Raw genomic sequence first — 24,382 nt, 5'->3', positions numbered from 1 at the left:
TGAAGATTAAAATTCCACTTCAAAATAAATGGAACTTTCCGTTGTGGTTTCCGTGATTTCTTCTCCTTTCAGCACTTCGTTAGCGCTGTTTAACAACTGCAGATTGATTTTCCAGTAGCCGGTCATGGTCAGGGAAAGTTTGCCGTGGTACAAAAGGTCTGTTGCCGATTGTGTTAAATTCACATTGTTTGGCGAACCGTGATTTCCCATACTCGGCATTCTCGGGTCGATTTTAACGGTATAATCATTAACGATCGGGAAACTCGTCATGTTTTCCATTTTGAAAACGCCCATTTTAATGTCGTTAAGGGCAACTTTCGGATTTGTCGGTTCGATTAAAGCCAGCACGTATTTGGAGCCGTCGGTTCCTGTAAAGGAAGTCACTCGTCTTTTAGCGGAAGCTGGCACGCTGATTATTTCGTCTACATTGTACTCTGTACCGTTGATGGTGTAGTTAACTTTCAGTTTCCAGTATTCGGTATCATTTTGCGCCATCTGGAAAACAATGTAACCGTTGTATAAAGTTTCCTTGCCCGAAGTTTTGGTTACGGCAGAATACGGACAGGCGTGCTGCATAGACATCATATACATTAAAGGCGACCAGGAAACCGTGGCATTTTTTTCGTATTCGTTTGTTGCTTTGTTTTTGATTCTCAGGGAAATGGCGTTGTGTCCTTGTTGTAAGGTTCCGGTGGAGGAATACAGTTCGACCACGTGGGTGTCGTTGGTCATTTCCTGAATTTTGGTTAAACCGTCCAGTTCGTTTGCGGTAACGGTTTCGTCATTGTCGGAGGAACATGAGGCAAAGAAAGCCAATATTGCTAAAGATAATATTCTTAAAGTTTTCATTTTTATTGTTTTAATTAATGTAATAAGAACCTGTCCGAAAAGTGTTTTTTCGAAGAAAAGGCATAAAAAACGGAAAAATTAAGAATGAATCGGAGGGTGGAAAATGGAATCGCTGTTCAGATGCGAATATTGATTGGAATAGTTGTTTTTTATAACAGGATTGTACTGCAAATCGTTATTTTTAAAAGAAATGTTGTAAAGCATCTCCAGAAATAAAATTTCCGTTTCCTGCTGGGTTTGTTTTTTGTTCTGGGAAACAGGATGTGTGCTTTCAGCCGCTTTGGCCAATTCTTTTTTCAGGTAACATTTCCCGTTACAGTGAAGCTGCGGTTTGGTTTTGTTTTCACAAAGTTCTTTAGCGATATAATCATAATTCACCACAAAAGTGACAACCGGAACTATCGGTTTCAGAAGTATGGTGAATATAAAAATGATTATAAACTTATTCATGCCACAAAGATAACACGATAATTCTCCTTTTTTGTATGATATTAGTCATATTTTCTTTAAATTTAAACGTTTTATTTTGTAAGATTCAGAAACTAAGGTGTGTTTTGCCTTACAATTTTCATCGGTATGCAGATAGATTTAGATTTGCTGTATTCTTGGGGAGCAGTTACCAAGGAATATAAAAAAAATGAAGTCATCTTTCACGAAGACACTCCAGCGGGCTTTTATTATCAGATTTTGGAAGGATGCGTTCGGATGTTCAATGCCAATGATAAAGGAAAGGAATTTACTCAGGCTTATTTTTGGTGCGGACAAAGTTTTGGTGAGCCTCCGTTGTTAATCGATAAAGACTATCCGGCTACAGCTGTGGCGTTTCGGGATTGCAAAATTGTGAAACTTTCCAAAGACCGTTTTTTGAAAATTTTAGATGAATATCCGTTTATCCAGAAGCACTTTCTCAATTTGCTGGCCGAAAGGATTCATACCAAAACCAAAATGGCGAAGGATATTATCAACCAAAAGCCGGAGTTTAGAATTTTGGCTTTTCTGAACGCCCATAAGAACTGCAGTAAAAACGAAAGAAAACTGGTGCCGTTTACACGGCAGGAAATTGCCAATTTTACCGGTTTGCGTGTGGAAACGGTTATCAGGGTTTTTTCCCGGATGAAAGAAACCAATACCATTGAAATAGTTAACCACAAGATTTACTATTAATGAAAACAGAAATGAGGTTCTGGCTGAAATTTTCCCTGATCAATCTGTTCGTGGTGGCTTTGCTGGGCCTATTGATGCGTTATAAAATTGGGTTTGAATTTCCGTATCTGAATCAAAAAAGCCTTCAGCTTACGCATTCCAATTTTGCGTTTACCGGATGGATAAGCCATACCCTGATGGTGCTGCTGATTTATACGCTTCAAAACAAACTGGCCGATTTTAATTTCGGAAAATACAAAGCAGCAATTGTCGGAAACCTGATTTGTTCCTACGGGATGCTGATTTTTTTTATTCTTCAGGGATACGGGCCGCTGTCTGTCTTTTTCTCGGTAATGACACTTGCCGTTTCGTTTTATTTTGCTTTTACTTTTTACAAAGATCTGAACCGGGCAGACAATAAAAGTCTTTTTAAGAATTGGTTTAAGGGCGCTCTTTTTTTTAACGTCCTTTCTTCGTTAGGTTCTTTGGCCTTGGCTTATATGATGGTCACCAAGAATATCCATCAGAAAGAATATCTGGCGTCTATTTATTATTTTCTGCATTTTCAGTATAACGGCTGGTTTTTCTTTGCCTGTATGGGGTTGTTTTTCGACTATTTTCAACTCAGAAAAACGGAGGATGCTTTTTTTGCCACTTCGTTTAACTGGTTTTTTGCGTCCTGCATTCCGGCTTATTTTTTGTCGGTTTTGTGGTTGAAACTGCCAGTGTGGCTTTATGTGATTGTGGTAATTGCTTCCGTAGCACAGGTATATGCTTGGTTTCGATTGCTTTACGGAGTGCTAAAACAGAAATCGGACAAGATGCGGGAACTTCGGTTTTCTTTGCGCTATGTGCTGCTTTTTGTCGGATTTGCGTTAAGCGTGAAATTGCTGCTTCAGCTTGGGTCGACAATTCCTTTTGTAAGCAAGCTCGCTTTTGGTTTCCGTCCGATTGTAATTGCTTACCTGCATTTGGTTTTATTAGCTGTTATTACGTTATTTCTGCTGTTTTATATTCATGCTGTTTCCTTTTTTACAGGATTGGGCAAGACATTTTTTGGGCTGATTCTTTTTTCGATAGGCGTGTTGCTTAATGAAATTATTCTGGCAGTACAGGGCATTGCTTCTTTTAGTTATACCATGATTCCGTATGTAAATGAGTTACTTTTTGGAGCGGCTGTAGTGCTGGCTGCCGGAAGCGGGGTTCTGGGCTATAATGCTTTTAAAAAAAGCTAAAAAAAAAAAGTTACTCTATGAGCATAATCATAAGAGAATAAGCAAATTGGTTATACCTTTCCCGTATAAATCCGAATACTTAAAAAAAGAAATTCAGTATGAAAAAATCAGTTAAAATTCTTGTACTGGCCAGTTTATTGGCTGTTTTTGGCTGTAAAGAATCCGAAAAAAGTGCACAGTCTGCAGAAGACCCATCCGCAACAGAAAGTGTCGGGCAATCCGGCGTTGTTGATGAGGTGTCAAATCCGAACATTGTGCAGACAGCCGTTGGCAGTAAAGAGCATTCCACTTTGGTAACCGCCGTAAAAGCCGCCGGGTTAGTAGATGCTTTAAGCAACGCCGGGCCTTTTACCGTTTTTGCACCCACCAATGCCGCTTTCGATAAATTACCTGCCGGAACCGTGGAAGGATTGTTAAAACCCGAAAAGAAAGATGAGTTAAAATCGATTCTGGAATACCATACCTACGTGGGGGTTCTGAAAACCGATTACATGCAGGACGGTCAGGAATTTGAAATGGTAAATCCCAAGAAAGTGAAAATCACTAAAAAAGACGGGAAAACGTATGTAAACGGCTCGGAAATAGTAGCTTCCATTGAAACGTCCAACGGAATCATTCATGTAATTGGAGACGTACTGTTGCCTAAATAAGAGTAATTATTAATTCAAGTTTCCTTTTCTAGTATTGTGTTCAGGAAAAAGCGTTAATTTTTTTAAGTTAGCGCTTTTTTCATGGCCGCTCCTGAACCTCAATTCGCGTAAAGCGTTTTCTCCATTAGCGCATTGGCAATGTTGAAAGCCCTGTCTTTTATTTCTTCTGCTTTTACACCCGAAAATAATTCGTCTACCGTAGTTTTAAACAGCGTTATCCAATGTTGGAAATGCTGCTGGGTCATGGTGCTTTTTTTATGCAGCTCTTGGTGTACAACCATTGGATTACCGTTGTAATTGCCGTTGTGAAAAAGAATGTTTTCCCAGAAATCATACATTTTGGGTAAATGGTTGTTCCAATTCACCTGCGCCACATCGTTAAATAAATAGCCTATTACCGTATCGGTTTTTACTTTTTCATAAAAAGCATCTACTAATTTTTCAATGTCTTTTCTATTCTTGATGTCTTTTTTCATACTAAAAAGGATAACGGATCAGAAAATTCAAATGCGAAAAATCACTTTCGGGCTTTATAAATCTTTCCGGTTAAATTTTTTAAGAGAAATGTAAAACGGAACGACGGCCCACAGTGACAATAACAAAAAGGAAACAATTAACCCAACCGATGTGCCGAAAAAGTCTTTGAAAATGGCTCCTGTATATCCCATCATGGCAGAAACGTCGAGATGCAGCAGTATTTGAATCCGCGCCAAATCAATGGGGCTTAATCCGGTAATGCCAACCATGGCAGTTTCAATGGGATAATCGGCAAACTGAAACAATAAAAACAGCACCATGCCGTCAAACAGCAAGGCAAAATACAGCCAGATTATGATGGCAATTCCGATACCTTTGGCCTTGTCTCTTGTGAGAATGGAACTCAGAAATGCCAAGGCGACAAAAACGACCGATACCAAACATCCCACGATTATCATCATGACACCAACACTGTCTGTAGCATTGATTAATAAAGGAATTCCGGCTCCGGCCAAAAAAGAAAAAACCATAGACGAAGAAAGACCGATAAACAGACTGAACCATATTTTCTGGCGTTTCACCGGCTGACTCAAAAGGAGTTCGATGAATTCGGAACTGTTGTAAAGGTAAATCGTTGAGAAAAGAATGGATACTAAGGGTACGGTAAACAAAATCACATTCAAAATGGTGAGCAGTCCTTTTGCGGAATTGTCTTCCAAAGCAAACGAACTCCAGGACAGTATCGCAAGAATAAGCGTGTAGCCTAAAACGATTTTGTTTTTGAGAATATCCAGTAAAATGATTTTAATGATTCGGTTCATTTTTTCTTGTGCGCTTTAAAATTTTAGCAATCGCTTTTGATATTTTGTGTTCGTGCGTTTCCGATTTCAATTCGGCTATGTTTTTATGAAAAAGAACATTTCCTTCCTGCATGAAAATAATTTCGGTAATCAAATCATCCAGCTCACTCAGAAGGTGCGAAGTGATTAAAATCAGTTTTCCTTTTTCTTTTTCCCGGATGATTTTGTCTTTCAGGATTTCGGAGGCCAGCGGGTCCAGGCCGGCGGTAGGCTCATCTAAAATCAGTACATCGGGATTGAACAAAAACGCCAGTGTGGCACTCACTTTTTGTGTGGTTCCTCCGGAAAGGGTGCGCATTTTTTTGTCGGACATCTTTTCCAGTTCGAAGGCTTTCAGCAGGTCTTCATCCAGTTCCTGATCGGTGTTCCGGATTTGTTTGATCATCTCGATAACCTGGCCAATCGTCATGTTGTCCGGATAACGCCCGATTTGTGGCATATAACCGATTTTTTCCCGGTACAGGTATTCTTTTTTAATCGGTTTTTCGTTAAAAGTGATGAGTCCTTTATCCGGAAGGACCATTCCCAATATCGATTTTATCAGAGTTGTTTTTCCACAGCCGTTAGGGCCAATTAATGCAATACACTCACCTTTATTGCAGTTGAGGTTTACATTTTTGAGCACTTCCAGCTTTCCGAATTTTTTATTTAAATCTGTAATCTGTATCATAGAGGCAACGACTTCATTAAGGGCGAATTGTCAATAAAATTATCCGGGGTGATACTCGGCAGTACTTTTTCGGATTTGTCTAAAAGGGTAATCATGAAACTCCGGTACAGCAGCATCGCGGACGGATTATTTTCGGTAAGCACGGCAAACAAACTCAGCGGATGATAAGGAACATCGCCAATTCCGTTTCTGTCCAGGTCATAGCCTTCGTATTTGTCCCAATAATTGCTGTTGAAGGTGTTTAAAACCAAACTTCCGTTGGTGCTGATGTCGAAAGTGTTCTTAAGATAATTGTTGTTTACAATCTCGTTCTCCATGCAACTGGCCTGGATTTTCATGCCCCAGCCGTTCGATTGAAACACGTTTTTCTCCACTTTTATCCGCGAGGTACCTTCCATGAAAATTCCGGAAGTGTTTCTGGAAAAACGATTGTTGAAGATGTAACTGTCGGAGATTTCTTTTAGCAATAATCCGTAGGCCGAATCGCCCCAGTTTTCCTCAAAATAATTGTTAAACATTTTTACGTTTCTGGTGAACATCACCGCCACGCCGGCACCGTTATCTCTGAATACATTCGTAATGTAGGCATCGTCGTTGGAAAACATAAAATGCAGTCCGTAGCGGATATTGTTGAAAGAAATGTTGCGCCAGATTACCGAATGCGTTACAAATTCAAAATAGATGCCGTCGCGATGACCGGATATTTTGTTGCCGATAATCTGCAGGTTGTCACTTTTCCAACAGTGGATTCCGTTGCCGATAAGTTGTTCTTCCTTCCCGTAGGCTCTGATGATGTTGTTTTTTACCCGACAGTTTTTGCTGTTTTGGATGTAAATGCCAAAGAAATTATTGTCGAGGATGTTGTTTTCAATCACCACATCACTTTTGTCATACACGCGTATCGCGCAAGGATCTTCCAGTGCCGCATGTCCCGAATTAATGATTTTAAAACCTTTAATGGTAACCTTGTGAGCGTTTACGGATATGATTTCCGATTTGTGTTCCCCGTCAATAATGGGGAAATTTTTACCGATAAGAAGGATTTCTTTGTTTATCAGCAGGCGTCCTTCCTTGTAAATTCCGTAATCAACGACAATCGTATCGCCGTCCGAAGATTGTGCAACGGCAGCCGTGATGCTTTTTACGGACTGATTTTTTCCCACCACTATCGTTTTGGCCTGACACCATAAAGAAAGGGAAAGAAAATATGCTATGAGAATTATTTTCATTGAAACGAATTATAAATGTCATCCCAGGTTGCGGGAGTGGCATTTAATTTGGATTTGTATTGTTCCGCTTCCTGTTTGGTGGAAAATGCGGCTTTGTTTCCTCTCATGGGGCTGTTAATGGCTCCGTCCTTTAAATAAAACGCTTTTTCAGCCGGAATTAAAGTGTTGTCCTGGAGATAATCGTTAACATAAAAGGCTTTTGCAGGAACGCTTGTTCCGGATTTGGCGAATTTCAGCATACAGGAAATATCGTCAAATTTGTAATGACGTCCTTTTTCCGTAATCAGTTCGGCTCCGAATTTTCCGCTGGAAATGGTCATTTTGCAGTTATCGCAACCGTCGGAATTAATTTTTATGGGTTTGGGTTCGTTTGAATTGCAGGAATTCAGAACACAAATTGTAAACAGAATAAACGCAACTCTTTTCATAATGGGGATATTTTTAATTTTTCTTCTTAAATAAATTATATTCTTTAAAAACAATTGCGAAGAGGAGCAAACCAGCCGCAGCAAGCATCCAGCCTCCGGTATCAGGGATGGAATACGCTCCGAAATTTAACAGTTGTTTGTATCCGATAAGCGGCGGCTGATAGGCCATGCCCGGCACCCGAATGGCGGCATTCGGATCGAGATTGTGACCGTATTCGTAATTCCAACGGTAAAAATCAATTCCTGCCAAGGCAACGAAAACAACGTAAGATAGGAAAAAAACCAATACAGCTTTTCGTTTTGCAATGAAAATCAGGAGCAGTGAAACCAAACCAAACGCTGCAAAAACATACGGCAATATTTTGAATTCGATAAAATTTTCAGTGTGTAAGGTAGCCATTCCGATGTAATGGTTTAATCCGTTGATGATTTCGACATCGCCGCCAATTTTATCGGCATGTAATTTTAAAACCAATCCTTCAGGATATTGCGGGGCGTTCAGTTCAATTTGCCACATGGGTACAAATATGGAACCTACAAACAAGGCTGCAATAATGAAAAGCAATACCTTAGCTATGAGGGAGATTTTTGTTGATGTCATGATAAAAGAGTTAAAAAAAGGGACAACTTACAATTGCCCCTTTTTGATGTTAAAGTTATTTTGTCGCAGGCAGATTGGTACCTACACTATACGATATCGGTACATTACTTCCGGCAGGGGAAACTCTGACGTAACCCGACATTTCCTGGTGGAGCGCACTACAGAAATCGGTACAGTACATCGGATACATTCCCACTTTTTTAGGCACCCATTTTAAGGTTGTAGTTTCACCCGGCATGATCAGCAATTCTCCGTTATCGGCACCTTTGATGGCAAATCCGTGCGGAACATCCCAGTCCTGCTCAAGATTCGTAACGTGGAAATACACTTCGTCGCCTAACTTAATCCCTTCAATATTATCCGGAGCAAAGTGAGAACGGATTGAGGTCATGTAAACGTGTACTTTATTTCCTTCCCGAACCACTTTGGATTCTTTTTCGCCTTTGGTGGCATACGGGTGATTGTTGTCTGCGATTTTATAGAATTTCAACTGTCCGTTGTTTCGGATAAGATCGGCCGGTGCTGCCTGTGCATAGTGTGGTTCTCCGATGGTTGGGAAATCCAGAATCAATTTCATTTTGTCCCCGCTGATGTCGAAGATCTGTGCACTTTGTGCTAACTCAGGACCGGTTGGCAAGTAGCGGTCTTTCGTGATTTTGTTGTAGGCAACCATGTATTTTCCAAACGGCTTTTTACTGTCACCACCCGGAATCATTAAGTGACCAACGGAATAATACGTAGGAACTCTGTCCAGCACTTTTAACGTTTTGATATCCCATTTCACTACTTCGGAAGAAACGAACATAGTCGTATAGGCACTTCCTTTTCCGTCAAACTCTGTGTGTAAAGGACCTAAACCTGGTTTTTGTACTTCTCCGTGAAGAGCCGCTTCGTATTTGATTACCGGAATTCCGCCATAATCGCCCTCAAACTGTTTTGACGCGATGGCAGATTGCATTTTGTCAAAGCTGAATACTGGGATTAGTGCAGCCAGTTTTCCGGAACCTACGATGAATTCACCACTTGGATCTACATCACAACCGTGAGGTGATTTCGGACAAGGAATCATATAACAGATGTCTTTCAGTTCGGCAGAATCTAAAACCAATACTTCTGTTTTGATTTCTGATTTTGCAGTATGCGTTTTTTCATCCCAAGTGTTGTGAGCATATTTTACCGATTGTTTTTTCCCTTTACCGGCTTTGATGTATTCTTCGGCTTTTTTCCAGTTTACCGCCATGATAAAGTCTTTGTCTTTTTGAGAAGCGTTAACTTCTAAAAGCGTATTGGCCTGTTCGGTGTTGTAACACGAGAAGAAGAACCATCCGTGTGATTTGCCTTTTCCGGCATGAGAAAGGTCAAAGTTAACACCAGGTGTTACGATCTGGAACGCCAAATCCATTTCGCCTTCTTTTCCGACTTTCACAAAACTGATGTGGCCTTTAAAGTTTTCTTTATACGTATTGATAGGCACATCTCCATTGGAATAATCTCCCGGTACACTGAAGCGTGTTCCCGCCACTACATATTCCGTATTTTCGGTTATGAAAGGCGAGGAGTGATTTCCGCCACTGTTTGGCAATTCGATAATTTCTGCTGTTTTGAACGTTTTCAGATCAATACGGGCGATACGCGGGGTGTTGTTGGCGTTACCGAAAACCCAGCGCCCGTCTATTTCACCATTGGTTTGCGACATTTCCGTATGGTGTAAATCATCCCAAGGCACAAAACCTTGAGCAGTGTTTAACATCGGTTTGGTTTCTTCACTGTAACCCCAGCCTTTTTCCGGATCTACCGAGAAAACCGGGATTACCCTGAACAATCTTCCGCTTGGAAGTCCGTAAACGCTCAGCTGTCCGCTGAAACCACCGGAAACGAAATTATAGAATTCGTCGTATTTACCCGGAGCAACATAAGCTTTTTGTGCGGCATCACCACTCACAGCGTCGCCGGAACTTTTGGGTTTGCAGGAAGTAAGCAAAGCACTCCCTAAAGCAATTGCAAAAACTGCTTTCAGAAATTTATTTTTCATTGTTTATGTATTTAGATTAAGATTACCCTAATCTTACATTTCCCTGATTAGGATTATCCGCTTAGGTTTATTTTACACCATCATTTTTGCGCATGTATTCCAGAATACTTCTGGCTTCATCGTCTGAAAGACCTTGGTTCGGCATTCTTACCAAACAGATTTCCAACTGCGCCTGTACTTCCGGATCTTTATCAATCATCGGATCAGGATTGGTGATAAAGTTCATAATCCATTCGGGTTTTCTTCTTTCGGTTACGCCTTTCCATCCCGGACCTACTAATTTTTCGTCGGTTATTTTATGGCAGGAAGTACATTTCACACCTGCAACTTCTTCTCCCTTGGAAGCCATTGCCTGATCTAAAGAAGCTCCCAGTTCGACACTGTCGAATTTTCCTTCACCTCTGTGAGGATCGTAAGAGGACGGATCTGAAGCGGGTGCATCAGTTTCTTCGGTTACCGGTTTTGACTCGTCTTGTCCGGATTTAGATTTATCTCCACCGCAAGAGGCGAAAAAAGCAAAACTGAAAAGGACGGCATAAATAGAAAACTTGTTCATATTCTGAGTATTTAAAAGGTTTATGTAAAAGTACGAATTGGTATACTAAATTTTTATGATTATAATCATATAAAAGCTTAAAAAAAATACTTATGGCAACTGGTTTTTTACAGTTAAAAAAAAGCCCTGTCCCAATAAGAACAGGGCTTTTTAACCAATTCGACCATTTGCCAACGGCAGTAGTGGTGTTGGCTTTCAATGTGTTTCGGTTTTTTTGATATGACGCCTGACTAAACGTAATATTATTCATCAAAGAAGTAATTGAAAATGCACACTTTTTAACAAATAAACTATTTCTTTGAATTCCGTTCCAAATTGAAAATATGGAAGCTTTTGACAGCTCTAAAATTGGCATTTATATATATGTGTAATTAACGATTCAAATATAAGACTAAAATGTCTTTTATTTGAATGACATTTGTCAGGTTTCCGAAAAAAAAATCATAAAAGCAGCAAAATAATGGTAAGAATAAGTGTTAAAACAAATCCTAAGGTTACTTTCCAGAACAGATTGGCCTTTTTCAGTTCCATAAAATTAAAAGCCACCAAGATAAATTTGACAGCCCAAAGGATTAGGAGCAGCGCATAAATAGTTGTGTTGCTTTCCGAGTTTTTCAGGGTTACCATGCTGGAGATAAGCGTCAATGCCAGCAAAGCAATAAATGTAGATTCTTCTGAGCGTTTCATTTTTTAAAAGATTAGGTATAAAACCGGGAACAATAACAGCCAAATCAGGTCGCACATGTGCCAGAAGGCGCCGCAGGTTTTCACCTCTTCGGCTTCAGTACCGGAATTTGGTTTCCGCATCGCGTAATTGGTCCAGAGAATGATGACAATACCCACCGCCACATGAATCAGGTGAAAAGCAGTCAGTAGCCAGTAGTACATATAGAAACTATTCACATCCGGGGTCAGGCCGTGTTCAATTTTAGCCGAATACTCGAAAAACTTCACCACAATGAACAGCAATCCGCCCAACGCGGTAATTTTCAGATACAGAGAGGCTTTCGAAATGTTTTTCACTTCAAATTCATGAACGGCCTTGGCCATGAAATAGCCGCTGGAAAGCAGGAATACTGTATTGATTAATCCTAAAGCCGTGTTTAACTGTAACTTAGCCCGGTGGAACGTTTCGTAATCTTTCGTTCCGTCATGCACAAAAGCCACCAGAGCCATTCCGAAAGTGATTAATTCGAGAAAAATAATAATCCAGATCAGGATGCCTCCCGGAGGATAGTAAATGTTTTTATAATCGATTTTTGCAGTATTCATTCTGATTTATTTTTTAAAGAAGTTTACTTCACCGGTCTGAATGTCGTAATAAGCTCCCACAATTTTTACTTTGCCCGCATTAACTAAACGTTTAATGGTGGCGCTGTTTTCGTAAATGTGTTTCATCGTTAGTTTTACGTTTTGTCTGGAGGTTTCCTCCGCGACATGTTCCGGTATCGGGTAGGTGATGTGTTTGCTGAAAGCCGGTTTGATTTGCTCGGTAAGCTGGGTTAAATGTTCGAGTTCTACATTGTCAATAGCTCCCTGAACCGCGCCGCAGTGGCTGTGTCCCAAAACCACAATCAGTTTGGTGTGTTTTACTTCCACGGCATATTCCATACTGCCCAAAATGTTATCGTCTTCTACGTTTCCGGCCACACGGGCTACGAATAAATGACCGATGCCCTGATCTAAAATGATTTCCGGCGGCACTCTCGAATCGATACAGCTTAATACAAAACTGTGCGGATGCTGTCCGTTTTTGGTTTTCTGAATCTGTTCGTGATAGTCCGTATATATCATGGCATTGTCCAGAAAGCGGTTGTTGCCGTAAATCAATTCGTTTAAAGCTTCGTCGGGTGTGTTTATTTCGGGATCGGCTGCTTTGCGTTCACTGAACTCCAAAAAACATAATGCCAACAGTATTAAAGCCGTTTTGGTAAACAGCGATGAAATTACAGATGATGGTTTTTTAGTACTTTTCATGACCGAGTTTTTTATTTCCAGTCGAGCAATCGTTTTTCGCCTTCAATGGTTTTGATGTCGGTAATATCCTGCGACATTTCAATCACGCCTTTATAGTTTTTCTGGGCGTCGCGAACTGCGAAATAGCGAATGTAAATCAACCGCTCTTTGTAGTTGATCCAGAAAGACGATTCGCTTTGTTCCCCTTTTCGGAATTTATCCAGAATTTCCAATACCGTTCCCACGCTTTTCGGCGGATGACAAAACCGGACTTCCCGCCCGATAATCCCGGCACTTCTCGGAAAAACGCGCTCTTCGCCGCGGTTGTAGAAGATTACTTTGTCGTTTTCATCCACGTAAGTGATGTCTAAAGGCATGGTTTTTAACAGTAAATTCACCTGTTCCACGGTCATGTAGCCTTCGTCGTAATGCGTAGTGTTTTCTAAAGAGAAAGTCATTTCGCGTTGGGTGAAATCCTGACTCGGGTGCACGTACACTTCTTTGGGATAAGGCATCGGCGCTTTGGGCAGCATCCAGCCGATTTCTTCTTCGCCGGCGCGCATTTCAATCCAGTCGGCATTGGTTAAAAGCTCTAGGGCATTTGGAAACAAAACGGTTTCTTCCACCTGCATCAGTCGGTAAATTCCGTTGATTAAATACGGCGTGTTGATTTTGACGGTTCCGAAATCTCTTGCTTCGAGGTCTTTGCGCATTAGCCGGAACTGGTCTCTCAAATTGTCGTGAAACGACCACATCCCTTGCGACGGACCGTTCCATCCGCGTTTTTCAAGATAGGGGAATAACTGATTTTCTTTGCGCTGAAAGCGTTTTTCAATCGTGTTCAGCTGGTTAAAAATATTGTAGAATTTCTGGTTTTCCGTCATCGGATTGGTAACGGCTAATTCTTCCAGTAATTTGTGAATGAGGTCGGTTTCCTGAAAATAAGTGTGCACCGGATGCCCTTCGGGAATGGCAGTATTGTTTTGGGTATCGTTCATGAGTATTATTTTTGATGTTTGATTTTTTCGTATAATTTCACCAGGGATTGTAAAAGTTCCACCGGTGTGGTGAGAATCTGATAATGATTTTGGCCGAACATCTGCGGCAGGTAATATTTTGCCTGCGCTTCAATGGCCAACGCATACGAATTGATGTTTCGCTCGTTGAGTTCCCGCAATGCCTGTTTTACATCGTTGATGCCGTGTTTGCCTTCGTATTTGTCGAAGTCGTTGGGTTTTCCGTCCGAAATCAGGATGATCCATTTGTTTTTGGTTTTGCGCGTGTCCATTCGGGCGCCGGCATGACGTAAAGCCGCGCCAATTCGCGTATAGCCGTTGGGCGAAACCGCTCCGATTTTGTGTTTGGCCGTATTCCAGTTCTCGTCAAAATCTTTCAGTGTGAGATAGGACGCATAGTTTCGGGTTTTGGAATAGAAACTGTCGATGGAAAAATCGATGTTAAATTCATTCATGATTTCCCCGAAGAGAATCGAAACTTCTTTTTCCACATCCAAAACGCGGTTTCCGGCCGCATAACTGTCGCTCGACAAACTGATGTCTAAAAGCAGTAAAATGGATAAATCTTTTTCTTTTTTTCGGTTGGAGATGTAAATGTTTTCCGAAGGCGTGCGTTTGGAATGTACGTCTACAAACAAATCGGTAATCGCGTCGATGTCAAATTCTTCTCCTTGGGTTTGCCGGCGTTGCTGTTGCATTTTGTTATTTACGTTGGTCAGCATTTTTCGCAGGCCCATTAAGGTTGAAGCGTTTTTGGCAATCGTGTTTTTATAGTAATCGGCATCCGTTTTTAGTTGTGTTTTCGGATAAACCTTGCAGAAATTCTCTTTGTAAGCCTGTTTGCTGTAATCCCATTCGTCGTATTTTAAATGAAAGCCTTTTTCGTCGGTTTCGGCACTTTCGGAAATAGTCGTGTTTTCGATAAATTCCGCCTGATACACCGAATGTGCGGTGTCATCCACCCGAACGGTAAATTTCATACTCAGTTCTTCCAGCGCATCCTGATGGTCTTCCAGTTCATCGGAACCGTCAAAATCACGCCAGTTACCGCTGAATTCATCGGCCGTTTCCACTTTTTCGAAATTGTGCGTCATCACGTAATCTTCCTGTTGTTTTTTGTCGACTTCCAGTGTGATGACTTCTTCCACGGCGGTGGCTTTGATCACCGTTTTCGGTTGTTTTTCGACGAGGCTTTTTACCTTATCGGAAAAATTGTGCAGCAGATTGTCGGCGTTAACTTCCGGATCGTTTTTCATCCATTTCCCGTACAGCCAGGTGAAGTCGGCCGGTTTTTTTTCGGTGGCTTTTTGCTGAAGACCGGTGGAAATCGTTTCATGAATTTTTTTTACCACCGGATAATTGCTGAAAATTTTCTCCAAAACCAAAGGAGCGGTTTCCAAAGCTTTGTGTTGTGAAGCTTCCAAAGACGGATCTTCATTGGTCCAGTTAAAAGCGAGCGCTTTCTGTTCGCTGAGGTAAAGGGTTCTGAAAAGGTAAAAAGAAAGATTCGCTTCAAAAGTCCGTAAAGCCGAAAAGGAGACAGGAAGGAAAAAACTGTTGTTCTTATAACCACCTTCTCGTTCTGCCGGGAAAATTTCAATGGCTTCTCCAGTTAAAGCGCTGGCCAAAAGGGTTAGCCGGGGTTTGATATCCTCTAAAAAAACGGTTCTGCGGAGTGTTTCGGCATCGGTTTTTTTGTTGTTTTTGAAGTATTTTACGATTTTTCCGTAGAGGAATTCGTCTAATTCTAATCCCATCTGTTCAGTATTCAGTGTTCAGTATTCCGTAATCAGACATTTAAATCATCAAATCACATATGTCTTTCAGAGCTTCTAAGGTTTGTAAGTCGTCGGTTAACGGTTCCACAACGGCTGTGTGTACAGACAATCGTTTCGGTAATCCGCTGTGAATTAATTTGGCGGCATCCACTAACAATCGGGTGGAAACGGTTTCGGTTAAGCCCAATTCCGTCAGGTTTCGGATTTTGTTTCCGATGTTCACCAGTTTTTTGGCGATTTCGGCATTCACCTGGGTTTCGTTTACCAGAATTTCAGTTTCCACGCGCGGTTCGGGATATTCGAAAGAAACAGCAATAAAACGCTGACGGGTAGAAGGTTTAAGTTCTTTGAATCCGCGTTGGTAGCCCGGATTGAAAGAAGCAACCAGCATGAAATTGTCGTGTGCTTTAACGGTTTCGCCTAATTTATCGATGAACAATTCGCGTCGGTGATCGGTAAGCGAGTGGATGGCTACGATGACATCCGGACGGGCTTCGGCTACTTCATCCAGATAAATGATAGCGCCTTCTTTTACGGCTGTGGTTAACGGTCCGTCCAGCCAAACGGTTTCAGCACCTTTGATGATGAAGCGTCCGATTAAATCGGTAGCTGAGGTTTCTTCGTGACAACTGATAGTGATGATCCGTTGGTCCAATTGGTGCGCCATATATTCGATAAAGCGCGATTTTCCGGTTCCTGTCGGCCCTTTCAGCAAGAAGGGAATTTTGTTCCTGAACGCATGCGTAAAGACCTCTTCTTCTCTTCCGGTGGCGTGATAATAGGGTATGGTTTGCGTCTGTACCATGATTTTTTGTTTTAAAAAAACGAAACCCATTCGTATGCCTACAGGCAGTGACATTTGCTGTAACCAACAGAACGAGTTTCGTTAACAAGAATAAAAACGTATAGTAAGGATTAGTTTGTTTCTTCTGTGTAAACAACATTCGCGTTAGGGATGTTGTTTATTTTTTTACCGGTCAGTACATAATCGTGGTTTTCTTCCAAAGCTTCATCGGTAGGTTTTCCGTATTTGATGAAGTCATAGATGAACAATGAAATACCTACGGCAAACATGGTCGCACAAAGAACAAGCACCACAAAGTGAATGCTGATTTCGTTCTGAACATCCATGAAATCCATTTTCATTTTCCGTTCCAGATATACCTGAGCCACACCCGCTACACCAAAGGCTACCGTCATTCCCAGCATTCCGATATTGGACAGCCAGAAAGCCATTTTTCCCGGTGCACTTTCATAGCGTTTGCGCCCGGTTAAATTCGGTAACGCATAGCTGATAATGGCTAAAACAATCATCGCATAAGCACCCCAGAAAGCCAAGTGACCGTGCATCGCTGTGACTAAAGTTCCGTGTGTGTATAAATTGGTTTGCGGCAAAGTGTGGGCGAAACCTAACACTCCGGCTCCGATAAACGAAACGATGGAAGCTCCGATAGTCCAGAACAAGGCAATTTTATTCGGATGGTTTTTTTCGCCTTTTCGGTACATATTCACCGCAAATAATGCCATCGCAAGGAATGCTAACGGTTCAAGTGCGGAGAATATACCGCCAACCACCAGCCAGATTTTGTTTACGCCGATGAAGTAGTAGTGGTGCCCGGTTCCCAACAATCCGGAAAGGAATGTCAAACCAACAATCACATACAGCCATTTTTCGATTACCTCACGGTCTACACCGGTTAGCTTGATTAACAGGAACGATAAAATACCGCCCATGATCAATTCCCAAACCCCTTCAACCCACAAGTGAACTACCCACCAGCGGAAGAATGAGTCCATAACCTGACTGTCAAACCAGATCATCCCCGGTAAATACAGCAAGGCGGCAAACAAGAGTCCCATCGTTAAGACCAAAGCGGTGGTGGTTTTTTGTTTTCCTTTGAATAAGGTGGCCAGAATCAATCCGAGGAATAGCAGTACATTCACGACAACTAAATAGTCGAGTTCTCTCGGAATTTCAAGGAATTTGCGGCCTTCCCAATAATTAAAATGATAACCGACAATCGCAACAACGCCCACAACAGCCAGCGAAACTAACTGCAGGTAGGCTAATTTAACACTTACCAATTCGCGTTGTGCTTCCTCGGGAATAATATAATAAGCGGCTCCCATGAAACCGGTTAAAAGCCAAACAACCAATAAATTGGTGTGCACCGCCCGGGCAGTGTTGAACGGAATAAAATCGTGTAGTCCGTCAAAACCGATTCTGGCAAAGCCCATGATAAAACCATAGATGATTTGCAGCGATAAAAGCAACATGCACAATCCAAAAAACCAATAGGCTACTTTTTGTGATTTATATTTCATAATGTGTAAGATTTAATTGTTATCCTTAGCTAAAGGTGATACCACTCGGTCAAAGCCGTTCAGGTCGATTTCGCCGTTCCATTTTAAAAAGGCAATAACCGCTTCGGCATCGGCCTCACTCATGTTGTATTTTACCATTTTTCTTCCTTTTGGAGCCCAGGGAATAGGGGACATGAGCACGGCTTTTACGTAACCTTCTCCGCGTCGTTCTATTACTTTTGTGAGTTCCGGCGCATAGTAACCGCCTTCTCCTAAGAGTGTATGGCAGCCCATACAGTTGTTTGATTCCCAAATTTCTTTTCCTCTAATAACCTTTTTGTCAATCTTGGAATAATTCGACTGATCATTAGCAGGCATGAACGAATAGATGGTCAATCCGATAAATATCAGGAAGGTGACTACCGTTCCGCCTAAAAAGAATGCTCTGGCCTGTGATTTTGAAAGCATAATGATTAGTATTTGTTAGTTAAAAAATTAATTGAGATAAAAGACTATTTTGTCCTTTATTTTGCAAATGTCGTTGTAGATTTAGTTTGAGAACATGATAAAAATCATTTTTCAGCTATTTTTTTGCGCTTTATTATTAAATATAAAATTTTTGGCTTCGGATGGCATCGAATGCATTTTTTTTATCAGCCCATCCTGTTGAAAAATAATAAAAGATATATTTATCCTTTATTAAAAAATAATCTGTAAATTTGTATGTAAATAAATTTAAAACGATTGATTATGAATGCGATTGAACAAATGACAATAGGAGAATATGTAGCAGAAGATTTCAGAACAGCCGCTGTTTTTTCCAAATACGGAATCGATTTTTGCTGTAAAGGACACAGAACTCTGGAAGAGGTTTGCGACGCCAAAGGAATGGATATTGCCCTCCTTCAGGACGAGCTTTCCGCAGTATTGAATACAAAAGGAGACAGCGGTATCGATTTCAAATCCTGGCCCACCGATTTACTGATTGATTATATCGAAAAAACCCATCACCGTTATGTGGAAGAAAAATCGCCAACGCTGCTTCAGTTTTTAGATAAATTATGTAAAGTACACGGAAATGCACATCCGGAACTTTTTGAAATTCACGATTTATTCAGAGGATGTGCAGGCGAACTGGCACAGCACATGAAAAAAGAAGAACTGATATTGTTTCCGTTCATCAAAAAGCTGGTAAAAGCAGCCGCAAACAACGAAACCCTCGAAATGCCGCCTTTCGGAACTGTAGACAATCCGATTGCCATGATGAAACACGAACACGACACAGAAGGCGAACGTTTCCGAAGAATTGTGGAGCTGACCAATAATTACACACCACCGGCAGACGGTTGCAATACATATAAGGTAACTTTTGCCATGTTGCAGGAATTCGAACAGGATCTGCACAAGCACATTCACCTGGAAAACAACATCCTTTTCCCCAAAGCACAACAATTAGAGAAAATACTTTTTTAATTGGGCCATTTTAATACCACAAGTAAAACACTGCAACATCGAACGTATGGAAAAATTCGTTATCAAAAGAAATGGAGAATATAAACCATTCGAGAATTTTAAAATAAAAGACGCCATTGCTAAAAGTTTTAACAGTGTCACCATTCCGTTCGATGTTAGTGTTTTCGACAGTGTGATGTCTGCCATCGAAATCAAAGACATTTGGGCGGTGGAAGAAATTCAGGACATGATTGAAAAAACGCTTTTCCAGAAAGGGTATTTTTCCGTGATGCGCTCGTTTATGCTGTTCCGGCACACGAGAAAACTGCAACGCGAACATGTGCAGGGATTAAACGATGACACTACCTACGTAGACAGTACGCAAACTATCGAAGAATATATCGGTCAGACCGATTGGCGCATCAATGCCAATGCCAATACCTCGTATTCCAATGCCGGTCTGGTGAACAATGTGGCCGGGAAAATCATCGCGAATTACTGGTTGGACAAAGTATATTCCAAAGAAGAAGGCTATGCGCACCGAAACGGCGACATTCATATTCACGATCTGGACTGCCTTACCGGATACTGTGCCGGCTGGAGTTTAAGAGTCCTGCTGAATGACGGTTTTAACGGCGTTCGCGGCCGGGTGGAAAGCAAAGCGCCTTCGCATTTCAGGGAAGCCTTGGGTCAGATGGCCAATTTCCTCGGAATTTTGCAAAGCGAATGGGCAGGAGCACAGGCTTTTAGTTCGTTTGATACTTATTTGGCACCTTATGTTTTTAAGGATAATCTGTCTTTTGATGAGGTGCTCAAAGCGATACGCAGCTTTGTGTACAATTTGAATGTACCGGCGCGTTGGGGACAATCGCCTTTTACGAATATCACGCTGGATTGGGTAGTGCCGTCCGATTTGAAAGAACAGATTCCAACGAAAAACGATCTGCATTTATTCACTACCATCACAGATGAAACCATGCAGAATCGCGCCAGAGAAAGAGGTGTTTCGTCCTTAACCGAAATGCGTTACGAGCATTTTCAAAAGGAAATGAACCTGATTAACAAGGCCTATTATACCGTAATGACCGAAGGCGATGCGAACGGACAACCGTTTACGTTCCCAATTCCAACGGTAAACATCACCGAAGATTTCGACTGGAACGGCGAAAACACCGATTTGCTTTTCGAAAATACGGCCAAAATTGGTTCTTCGTATTTTCAGAATTTTATCGGGAGTCAGTATGTATTGGATGAAAACGGTAACCGCGTTGAAAATCCGAATGCCTACAAACCTAATGCGGTTCGCAGCATGTGCTGTCGTTTGCAGCTTGATTTACGGGAATTACTGAAACGCGGTAATGGCCTTTTCGGAAGTGCGGAAATGACCGGAAGTATCGGCGTGGTAACCATCAACATGGCACGTTTGGGCTATCTGTTCAAAGGCAATAAAGAAGCGTTGTACCAACAATTGGACAAGCTGATGGAACTGTCGAAATCGACTTTAGAGAAAAAAAGAATCTTCATTCAGGAAATGTACGAGCGTGGTTTGTATCCGTATACGAAACGTTATCTGCCGCATTTCAGAAACCATTTTTCTACCATCGGTGTGAACGGAATGAACGAAATGGTTCGGAATTTTACTTTCGATAAAGAAGACATCACGTCTGATTTCGGGGCCGAATTCTGCATGGAAATCTTAGAACACATCCGCAACCGAATGAAAGAGTTTCAGGAAGAAACCGGAAATTTATACAATCTGGAAGCCACACCGGCGGAAGGTACCACTTATCGTTTTGCCAAAGAAGACAAAAAGCGTTTTCAGGATATTTTACAGGCCGGCGAGGGCGAGAACATCTATTACACCAACAGTTCGCAAATCCCGGTAAACTATACCGAAGATCCTTTCGAGGCTTTACTGATGCAGGATAATCTGCAATGCCAATATACCGGCGGAACCGTTTTGCACTTGTACATGAACGAAAAAATCAGCTCTTCGGAAGCCTGCAAGCAGTTCGTGAAAAAAGTACTGAGCAATTTCAAATTGCCGTATATCACGGTTACTCCGGTGTTCAGTGTTTGTCCGGTCCACGGTTATCTGACCGGAGAACACGAATACTGTCCGAAATGTGACGACGCCTTACTACAAAACCACAAAAGCGAATTATATGAGAAACAGTAATGAAATTTTAGAGCAAAATCAGCATTTGCGAACAAAATGTCTGGTTTATACCCGGGTAATGGGTTATCACAGACCCGTAGAAAGTTTTAATATCGGTAAAAAAGGTGAACACAAACAACGTACCCATTTTACAGAAAGAAAATGCCACTAAAGCCATCTTTAGTATAACGCCTTTCACCTTGCTGGATTATCCGCATAAAGCGGCCTGTATTCTTTGGTTTACAGGCTGCAACATGCGGTGTCTGTATTGCTATAATCCGGAAATTGTACTGGGAAAAGGCAAAATTTCGTTCGACGAGGTACTTTCCTTTTTAACGACAAGAAAAAATTTACTGGATGCCGTGGTTCTCAGCGGAGGCGAATGTACGATGCACAAGAACCTGATTCCTTTCGTGGAACAGATTAAAGCACTGGGTTTTGACGTTAAAGTAGACACCAACGGTTCTCATCCGGAAGTGCTGCAACAGCTGATGCACAAGGAACTGATCGATTATGTGGCACTCGATTTTAAGGCCTCCGAATCCAAATACAAACAGGTAACCCAGTCGGATTTGTTTTCGGCGTTCGAAAAATCCTTACATTTATTACTGCAAAATAAAGTTCCGTTTGAAGTGCGGACCACTTTTCATTCGGACTTAATCGATGAACCGGAACTTCGCTCCATGATTCGCTATCTGGAAAGCAAACAGTACAGCGGTAATTATTACATTCAGCATTTTGTGAATGAGGTGAAAACCCTCGGGGATTTGCCCCGGTCATCGCGTGAAATCGAGAAAAACGCTTTCACCACAAGAACAATACAAGTAAATTTCAGAGGCTGATGATGCTAAAAAAATGGATATTGGTTTGTTTTGGTAATTTTTTAATCGCCGCACTGATGGGGTTACTCCTGCGTTTGCAGTTTGTGGCTCCCGTGGGCACTATAAATTATCAGTTTCTGTTGCACGGTCATTCTCATACAGCCATGTTGGGCTGGGTGTATCTGGCACTTTTTTCACTGATTTATCACTTTTTTATTCCGAAGAATGGCGAAACCGCACAGAAATTCAACCGTCTTTTCTGGATAACCGAAGTGGCGGTTATTGGGATGATGGTGACTTTTCCGCTTCAGGGTTATGCGGTTTTTTCGATTATTTTTGCTACCCTGCATATCTTTTCCAGCTATTATTTTGTCCGGCTGGTATGGAAAAATCAGCAAATTGACTCTTTGGCCGAACGCTGCCTGCTTAAAACCGCCTTATTCTTCATGATTTTATCCACCTGCGGCATCTGGTGTTTAGGCCCGGCTGTTGGTTTGTTGGGGAAAACGAGTGCTTTTTATCAGATTGCCATTCAGTTTTTCCTGCATTTTCAGTTTAACGGCTGGTTTATTATTGCGGTTTTGGCCCTGTTGTTCCATCAGGTGCAACTAAAAGTAAACGATAAAACATTCCTTTCCTTTTACCGATGGCTTATTGTAGGCACCGTTTTAACCTTTGCCCTGCCGGTAAGCTGGTATCTTTCCAGTCCGGTTTTAACTTGGGCTAACGGAATTGGAGTAGTGGTACAGCTGATAGCTTTTGCAAAATTGGTTTTGATGTTACGTCCGCACATAGGGGTGTTTTACGCCAGACTCAGCACCATCGAAAAAACCGTATACAGTTTTGCGTTGTTATCCTTAGGTTTGAAAGTAGTGGTGCAATTGGTGGTTCTTTTTCCGGACATGGCACTGTTGTCGCACCAGATCCGAAATTTTGTCATCGGCTTCATTCACATGATAATGCTGGGAATCATCACCGGGTTTTTATTGGGATTTTTACTGAACGTTAACGTGATTAATCGCAAGAACCGGTTTTCGGGCTACGGGATTAAAATTTTTCTCATGGGATTCGTACTTACCGAGTTCCTGCTGTTTGCCCAAGGAGGGAATCTGTTTTTTAACTGGAACCTCATTCCCATGTACCACCAGAATTTGTTTTTGTCCAGTATTTGGTTGGTGGTCGGAATTATAATGATTATTTTTAGTACCGCCAATCTGAAAAACAGCTTGAAATGAACCATCACTTCTTGTTAATCGTGCACCTGATTTGTGCAGCAATATGGGTAGGCGGGCATCTTTTACTGGTGTTCGCGTATTTGCCGAAAGCGCTCCGGGAGAAAAATCAGCACTATATTCTGGATTATGAAAAAAAATACGAACCGGTGGGAATGTCTGCGTTGGTTTTACTGGTAATTACCGGAATTCTGATGGCCTACAAATATGGAGTTGGCATCGAAAGCTGGTTTCATTTTGCCACACCGATTGAAAAAGTGGTTTCCGTAAAATTAACCCTATTGATTGTAACCGTGCTTTTTGCCTTAAGTGCCCAGTTTCGGGTACTTCCTAAGCTGAAAAATAATCCTGGTGCTTTACCGGAAATGGGTTTTCACATCGTTTCCGTTACTACTATCGGAGTGGTTATGCTCATTTTGGGGTCGTTTGTGCGGTTTGGAGGAATTTAAAAAGAGAGACAATGATACTAGAAAAAAAACCATTAAAAAGAGTAAAAGAGCTGCAGGAGTTAAGTCGGGAGCACCATCATGGGTTGTTGCTGTGCTGGAAAATCAGAGCCGGATTTTCGAAAAATATTGCTCCCGAGCGCATTAAAAAGTATGCCGACTGGTTTTACACCGAACATTTGCTGCCCCATTTTGAATTGGAAGAAGAATATGTTTTTCCGGTTTTGAAAGAAGGCCATGAATTGGTTAAAAAAGCACTTATTGAGCATCGCAGGCTGAGACGGCTTTTCAGTCAGAAAGACCACGCGGATAAAAACTTAGGGTTAATCGAAGAAGAACTCGAAGCCCACATCCGGTTTGAAGAACGCGTTTTGTTCCCCGAGATACAAAAAGTCGCTACAGCGGAACAATTAGCCAAAATTGCCGAGGTTCACAAGGAAGGCAGTTTTACGGAGAACGAACAAGATGTTTTTTGGAAATAACGAATTA

At 41.6% G+C, this 24,382-nt stretch carries 28 protein-coding genes; 10 read left to right on the top strand and 18 right to left on the bottom strand.

The annotated features are described in order from the left end of the window. Positions 1–6: 6 nt before the first annotated feature. Positions 7–849, bottom strand: a complete 843-nt coding sequence (locus tag G498_RS0100935) for a hypothetical protein (RefSeq protein ID WP_035744366.1) — start codon at positions 847–849, stop codon at positions 7–9. 78 nt (positions 850–927) lie between these two features. Continuing rightward, positions 928–1,299 (bottom strand): hypothetical protein, encoded by a 372-nt coding sequence (locus tag G498_RS0100930; protein ID WP_026979410.1) that lies wholly within the window; start codon positions 1,297–1,299, stop codon positions 928–930. Between the two features lie 126 nt (positions 1,300–1,425). Here G498_RS0100930 and G498_RS0100925 point away from each other — a divergent pair, with 126 nt between their 5' ends. The 3 genes from G498_RS0100925 to G498_RS0100915 all read left to right on the top strand — a co-directional run bounded on the left by G498_RS0100925 (position 1,426) and on the right by G498_RS0100915 (position 3,877). Then, entirely contained in the window at positions 1,426–2,013 is a 588-nt protein-coding gene (locus G498_RS0100925) for a Crp/Fnr family transcriptional regulator (protein WP_026979409.1), read from the top strand. Between the two features lie 11 nt (positions 2,014–2,024). Beyond that, positions 2,025–3,227, top strand: a complete 1,203-nt coding sequence (locus G498_RS14515; protein WP_211227760.1) for a hypothetical protein — start codon at positions 2,025–2,027, stop codon at positions 3,225–3,227. Between the two features lie 98 nt (positions 3,228–3,325). After that, positions 3,326–3,877 (top strand): fasciclin domain-containing protein, encoded by a 552-nt coding sequence (locus G498_RS0100915; RefSeq protein ID WP_026979408.1) that lies wholly within the window; start codon positions 3,326–3,328, stop codon positions 3,875–3,877. A 98-nt stretch (positions 3,878–3,975) separates the two neighbouring features. Here the strand turns inward: G498_RS0100915 and G498_RS0100910 are convergent, their stop codons facing one another. The 16 genes from G498_RS0100910 to G498_RS0100835 all read right to left on the bottom strand — a co-directional run bounded on the left by G498_RS0100910 (position 3,976) and on the right by G498_RS0100835 (position 18,252). Further along, the gene (locus G498_RS0100910) at positions 3,976–4,353 is read right to left on the bottom strand and encodes a group III truncated hemoglobin (protein ID WP_026979407.1); all 378 of its coding nucleotides are present in this window, start codon (positions 4,351–4,353) and stop codon (positions 3,976–3,978) included. Positions 4,354–4,407: 54 nt separating this feature from the next. Then, positions 4,408–5,175, bottom strand: a complete 768-nt coding sequence (locus G498_RS0100905) for an ABC transporter permease subunit (RefSeq protein ID WP_026979406.1) — start codon at positions 5,173–5,175, stop codon at positions 4,408–4,410. Further along, entirely contained in the window at positions 5,159–5,884 is a 726-nt protein-coding gene (locus G498_RS0100900; RefSeq protein WP_026979405.1) for an ABC transporter ATP-binding protein, read from the bottom strand. Before G498_RS0100900 ends, G498_RS0100905 begins: the two co-directional genes overlap by 17 nt. Next, the gene (locus tag G498_RS0100895; protein WP_026979404.1) at positions 5,881–7,113 is read right to left on the bottom strand and encodes a nitrous oxide reductase family maturation protein NosD; all 1,233 of its coding nucleotides are present in this window, start codon (positions 7,111–7,113) and stop codon (positions 5,881–5,883) included. Before G498_RS0100895 ends, G498_RS0100900 begins: the two co-directional genes overlap by 4 nt. Beyond that, complete coding sequence (locus tag G498_RS14510; RefSeq protein ID WP_131387685.1) at positions 7,110–7,541, bottom strand: nitrous oxide reductase accessory protein NosL; 432 nt, start codon at positions 7,539–7,541, stop codon at positions 7,110–7,112. Before G498_RS14510 ends, G498_RS0100895 begins: the two co-directional genes overlap by 4 nt. Before the next feature lie 13 nt (positions 7,542–7,554). Continuing rightward, positions 7,555–8,142: a hypothetical protein gene (locus G498_RS0100885; protein ID WP_026979403.1), complete on the bottom strand. Its 588-nt coding sequence runs from the start codon at positions 8,140–8,142 to the stop codon at positions 7,555–7,557. A 55-nt stretch (positions 8,143–8,197) separates the two neighbouring features. After that, positions 8,198–10,174, bottom strand: coding sequence for a Sec-dependent nitrous-oxide reductase (gene nosZ / locus G498_RS0100880; protein WP_026979402.1), 1,977 nt, complete (start codon positions 10,172–10,174; stop codon positions 8,198–8,200). Positions 10,175–10,241: 67 nt separating this feature from the next. Beyond that, positions 10,242–10,730 carry a c-type cytochrome gene (locus G498_RS0100875; RefSeq protein ID WP_026979401.1) on the bottom strand — a complete coding sequence of 163 codons (489 nt, stop codon included), beginning with the start codon at positions 10,728–10,730 and terminating at the stop codon, positions 10,242–10,244. Positions 10,731–11,171: 441 nt separating this feature from the next. Continuing rightward, positions 11,172–11,417 (bottom strand): cytochrome C oxidase subunit IV family protein, encoded by a 246-nt coding sequence (locus G498_RS0100870; protein WP_026979400.1) that lies wholly within the window; start codon positions 11,415–11,417, stop codon positions 11,172–11,174. A 3-nt stretch (positions 11,418–11,420) separates the two neighbouring features. Continuing rightward, positions 11,421–12,002, bottom strand: a complete 582-nt coding sequence (locus G498_RS0100865) for a cytochrome c oxidase subunit 3 (RefSeq protein ID WP_026979399.1) — start codon at positions 12,000–12,002, stop codon at positions 11,421–11,423. A 6-nt stretch (positions 12,003–12,008) separates the two neighbouring features. After that, complete coding sequence (locus G498_RS0100860; RefSeq protein WP_081694184.1) at positions 12,009–12,707, bottom strand: carbonic anhydrase; 699 nt, start codon at positions 12,705–12,707, stop codon at positions 12,009–12,011. Between the two features lie 11 nt (positions 12,708–12,718). Further along, on the bottom strand, positions 12,719–13,684 hold the full coding sequence (locus tag G498_RS0100855) for a DUF438 domain-containing protein (RefSeq protein ID WP_035744359.1): 966 nt from the start codon (positions 13,682–13,684) through the stop codon (positions 12,719–12,721). A 5-nt stretch (positions 13,685–13,689) separates the two neighbouring features. Beyond that, positions 13,690–15,459, bottom strand: a complete 1,770-nt coding sequence (locus G498_RS0100850; RefSeq protein ID WP_026979396.1) for a nitric oxide reductase activation protein NorD — start codon at positions 15,457–15,459, stop codon at positions 13,690–13,692. A 40-nt stretch (positions 15,460–15,499) separates the two neighbouring features. Then, a complete protein-coding gene (locus G498_RS0100845; protein ID WP_035744410.1) occupies positions 15,500–16,285 on the bottom strand; it encodes a CbbQ/NirQ/NorQ/GpvN family protein in 786 nt (261 codons plus the stop codon). 110 nt (positions 16,286–16,395) lie between these two features. Further along, entirely contained in the window at positions 16,396–17,805 is a 1,410-nt protein-coding gene (locus G498_RS14505) for a cbb3-type cytochrome c oxidase subunit I (RefSeq protein WP_051269603.1), read from the bottom strand. Positions 17,806–17,817: 12 nt separating this feature from the next. Further along, positions 17,818–18,252: a c-type cytochrome gene (locus tag G498_RS0100835; protein ID WP_026979394.1), complete on the bottom strand. Its 435-nt coding sequence runs from the start codon at positions 18,250–18,252 to the stop codon at positions 17,818–17,820. A 282-nt stretch (positions 18,253–18,534) separates the two neighbouring features. On the opposite strand from G498_RS0100835, the gene ric reads away from it, so the two are divergent. Genes ric through G498_RS0100805 form a run of 7 tightly spaced genes read left to right on the top strand, consistent with a single transcriptional unit; the run spans position 18,535 to position 24,375 of the window. Continuing rightward, positions 18,535–19,257, top strand: a complete 723-nt coding sequence (ric, locus tag G498_RS0100830) for an iron-sulfur cluster repair di-iron protein (protein ID WP_026979393.1) — start codon at positions 18,535–18,537, stop codon at positions 19,255–19,257. A 46-nt stretch (positions 19,258–19,303) separates the two neighbouring features. After that, the gene (locus G498_RS0100825) at positions 19,304–21,415 is read left to right on the top strand and encodes a ribonucleoside triphosphate reductase (protein ID WP_026979392.1); all 2,112 of its coding nucleotides are present in this window, start codon (positions 19,304–19,306) and stop codon (positions 21,413–21,415) included. Continuing rightward, a complete protein-coding gene (nrdD, locus tag G498_RS15995; RefSeq protein WP_117616525.1) occupies positions 21,402–21,566 on the top strand; it encodes an anaerobic ribonucleoside-triphosphate reductase in 165 nt (54 codons plus the stop codon). Before G498_RS0100825 ends, nrdD begins: the two co-directional genes overlap by 14 nt. Next, positions 21,520–22,236: an anaerobic ribonucleoside-triphosphate reductase activating protein gene (locus G498_RS0100820; protein ID WP_051269596.1), complete on the top strand. Its 717-nt coding sequence runs from the start codon at positions 21,520–21,522 to the stop codon at positions 22,234–22,236. The genes nrdD and G498_RS0100820 overlap by 47 nt, the downstream gene beginning before the upstream one ends. Before the next feature lie 56 nt (positions 22,237–22,292). After that, on the top strand, positions 22,293–23,450 hold the full coding sequence (locus tag G498_RS0100815) for a hypothetical protein (RefSeq protein ID WP_240470456.1): 1,158 nt from the start codon (positions 22,293–22,295) through the stop codon (positions 23,448–23,450). Further along, positions 23,447–23,896, top strand: a complete 450-nt coding sequence (locus tag G498_RS0100810; RefSeq protein WP_026979389.1) for a CopD family protein — start codon at positions 23,447–23,449, stop codon at positions 23,894–23,896. Before G498_RS0100815 ends, G498_RS0100810 begins: the two co-directional genes overlap by 4 nt. A gap of 11 nt (positions 23,897–23,907) precedes the next feature. Beyond that, the gene (locus tag G498_RS0100805) at positions 23,908–24,375 is read left to right on the top strand and encodes a hemerythrin domain-containing protein (RefSeq protein ID WP_035744355.1); all 468 of its coding nucleotides are present in this window, start codon (positions 23,908–23,910) and stop codon (positions 24,373–24,375) included. The last annotated feature ends 7 nt before the right edge of the window (positions 24,376–24,382 follow it).

Origin of the sequence: Flavobacterium suncheonense GH29-5 = DSM 17707 (assembly GCF_000430025.1) — a bacterium.
In the GTDB taxonomy this organism is placed as follows: Bacteria; Bacteroidota; Bacteroidia; order Flavobacteriales; family Flavobacteriaceae; genus Flavobacterium; species Flavobacterium suncheonense.
Note: the sequence above shows the minus strand (reverse complement) of the source record. Positions and strands in the feature narration are given on the sequence as shown.

Coding starts and splice junctions, on each gene's coding strand:
- G498_RS0100935 (WP_035744366.1), bottom strand. CDS start 849: ATGAAAACTTTAAGAATATTATCTTTAGCAATATTGGCTTTCTTTGCC.
- G498_RS0100930 (WP_026979410.1), bottom strand. CDS start 1,299: ATGAATAAGTTTATAATCATTTTTATATTCACCATACTTCTGAAACCG.
- G498_RS0100925 (WP_026979409.1), top strand. CDS start 1,426: ATGCAGATAGATTTAGATTTGCTGTATTCTTGGGGAGCAGTTACCAAG.
- G498_RS14515 (WP_211227760.1), top strand. CDS start 2,025: ATGAGGTTCTGGCTGAAATTTTCCCTGATCAATCTGTTCGTGGTGGCT.
- G498_RS0100915 (WP_026979408.1), top strand. CDS start 3,326: ATGAAAAAATCAGTTAAAATTCTTGTACTGGCCAGTTTATTGGCTGTT.
- G498_RS0100910 (WP_026979407.1), bottom strand. CDS start 4,353: ATGAAAAAAGACATCAAGAATAGAAAAGACATTGAAAAATTAGTAGAT.
- G498_RS0100905 (WP_026979406.1), bottom strand. CDS start 5,175: ATGAACCGAATCATTAAAATCATTTTACTGGATATTCTCAAAAACAAA.
- G498_RS0100900 (WP_026979405.1), bottom strand. CDS start 5,884: ATGATACAGATTACAGATTTAAATAAAAAATTCGGAAAGCTGGAAGTG.
- G498_RS0100895 (WP_026979404.1), bottom strand. CDS start 7,113: ATGAAAATAATTCTCATAGCATATTTTCTTTCCCTTTCTTTATGGTGT.
- G498_RS14510 (WP_131387685.1), bottom strand. CDS start 7,541: ATGAAAAGAGTTGCGTTTATTCTGTTTACAATTTGTGTTCTGAATTCC.
- G498_RS0100885 (WP_026979403.1), bottom strand. CDS start 8,142: ATGACATCAACAAAAATCTCCCTCATAGCTAAGGTATTGCTTTTCATT.
- nosZ (WP_026979402.1), bottom strand. CDS start 10,174: ATGAAAAATAAATTTCTGAAAGCAGTTTTTGCAATTGCTTTAGGGAGT.
- G498_RS0100875 (WP_026979401.1), bottom strand. CDS start 10,730: ATGAACAAGTTTTCTATTTATGCCGTCCTTTTCAGTTTTGCTTTTTTC.
- G498_RS0100870 (WP_026979400.1), bottom strand. CDS start 11,417: ATGAAACGCTCAGAAGAATCTACATTTATTGCTTTGCTGGCATTGACG.
- G498_RS0100865 (WP_026979399.1), bottom strand. CDS start 12,002: ATGAATACTGCAAAAATCGATTATAAAAACATTTACTATCCTCCGGGA.
- G498_RS0100860 (WP_081694184.1), bottom strand. CDS start 12,707: ATGAAAAGTACTAAAAAACCATCATCTGTAATTTCATCGCTGTTTACC.
- G498_RS0100855 (WP_035744359.1), bottom strand. CDS start 13,684: ATGAACGATACCCAAAACAATACTGCCATTCCCGAAGGGCATCCGGTG.
- G498_RS0100850 (WP_026979396.1), bottom strand. CDS start 15,459: ATGGGATTAGAATTAGACGAATTCCTCTACGGAAAAATCGTAAAATAC.
- G498_RS0100845 (WP_035744410.1), bottom strand. CDS start 16,285: ATGGTACAGACGCAAACCATACCCTATTATCACGCCACCGGAAGAGAA.
- G498_RS14505 (WP_051269603.1), bottom strand. CDS start 17,805: ATGAAATATAAATCACAAAAAGTAGCCTATTGGTTTTTTGGATTGTGC.
- G498_RS0100835 (WP_026979394.1), bottom strand. CDS start 18,252: ATGCTTTCAAAATCACAGGCCAGAGCATTCTTTTTAGGCGGAACGGTA.
- ric (WP_026979393.1), top strand. CDS start 18,535: ATGAATGCGATTGAACAAATGACAATAGGAGAATATGTAGCAGAAGAT.
- G498_RS0100825 (WP_026979392.1), top strand. CDS start 19,304: ATGGAAAAATTCGTTATCAAAAGAAATGGAGAATATAAACCATTCGAG.
- nrdD (WP_117616525.1), top strand. CDS start 21,402: ATGAGAAACAGTAATGAAATTTTAGAGCAAAATCAGCATTTGCGAACA.
- G498_RS0100815 (WP_240470456.1), top strand. CDS start 22,293: ATGGGGTTACTCCTGCGTTTGCAGTTTGTGGCTCCCGTGGGCACTATA.
- G498_RS0100810 (WP_026979389.1), top strand. CDS start 23,447: ATGAACCATCACTTCTTGTTAATCGTGCACCTGATTTGTGCAGCAATA.
- G498_RS0100805 (WP_035744355.1), top strand. CDS start 23,908: ATGATACTAGAAAAAAAACCATTAAAAAGAGTAAAAGAGCTGCAGGAG.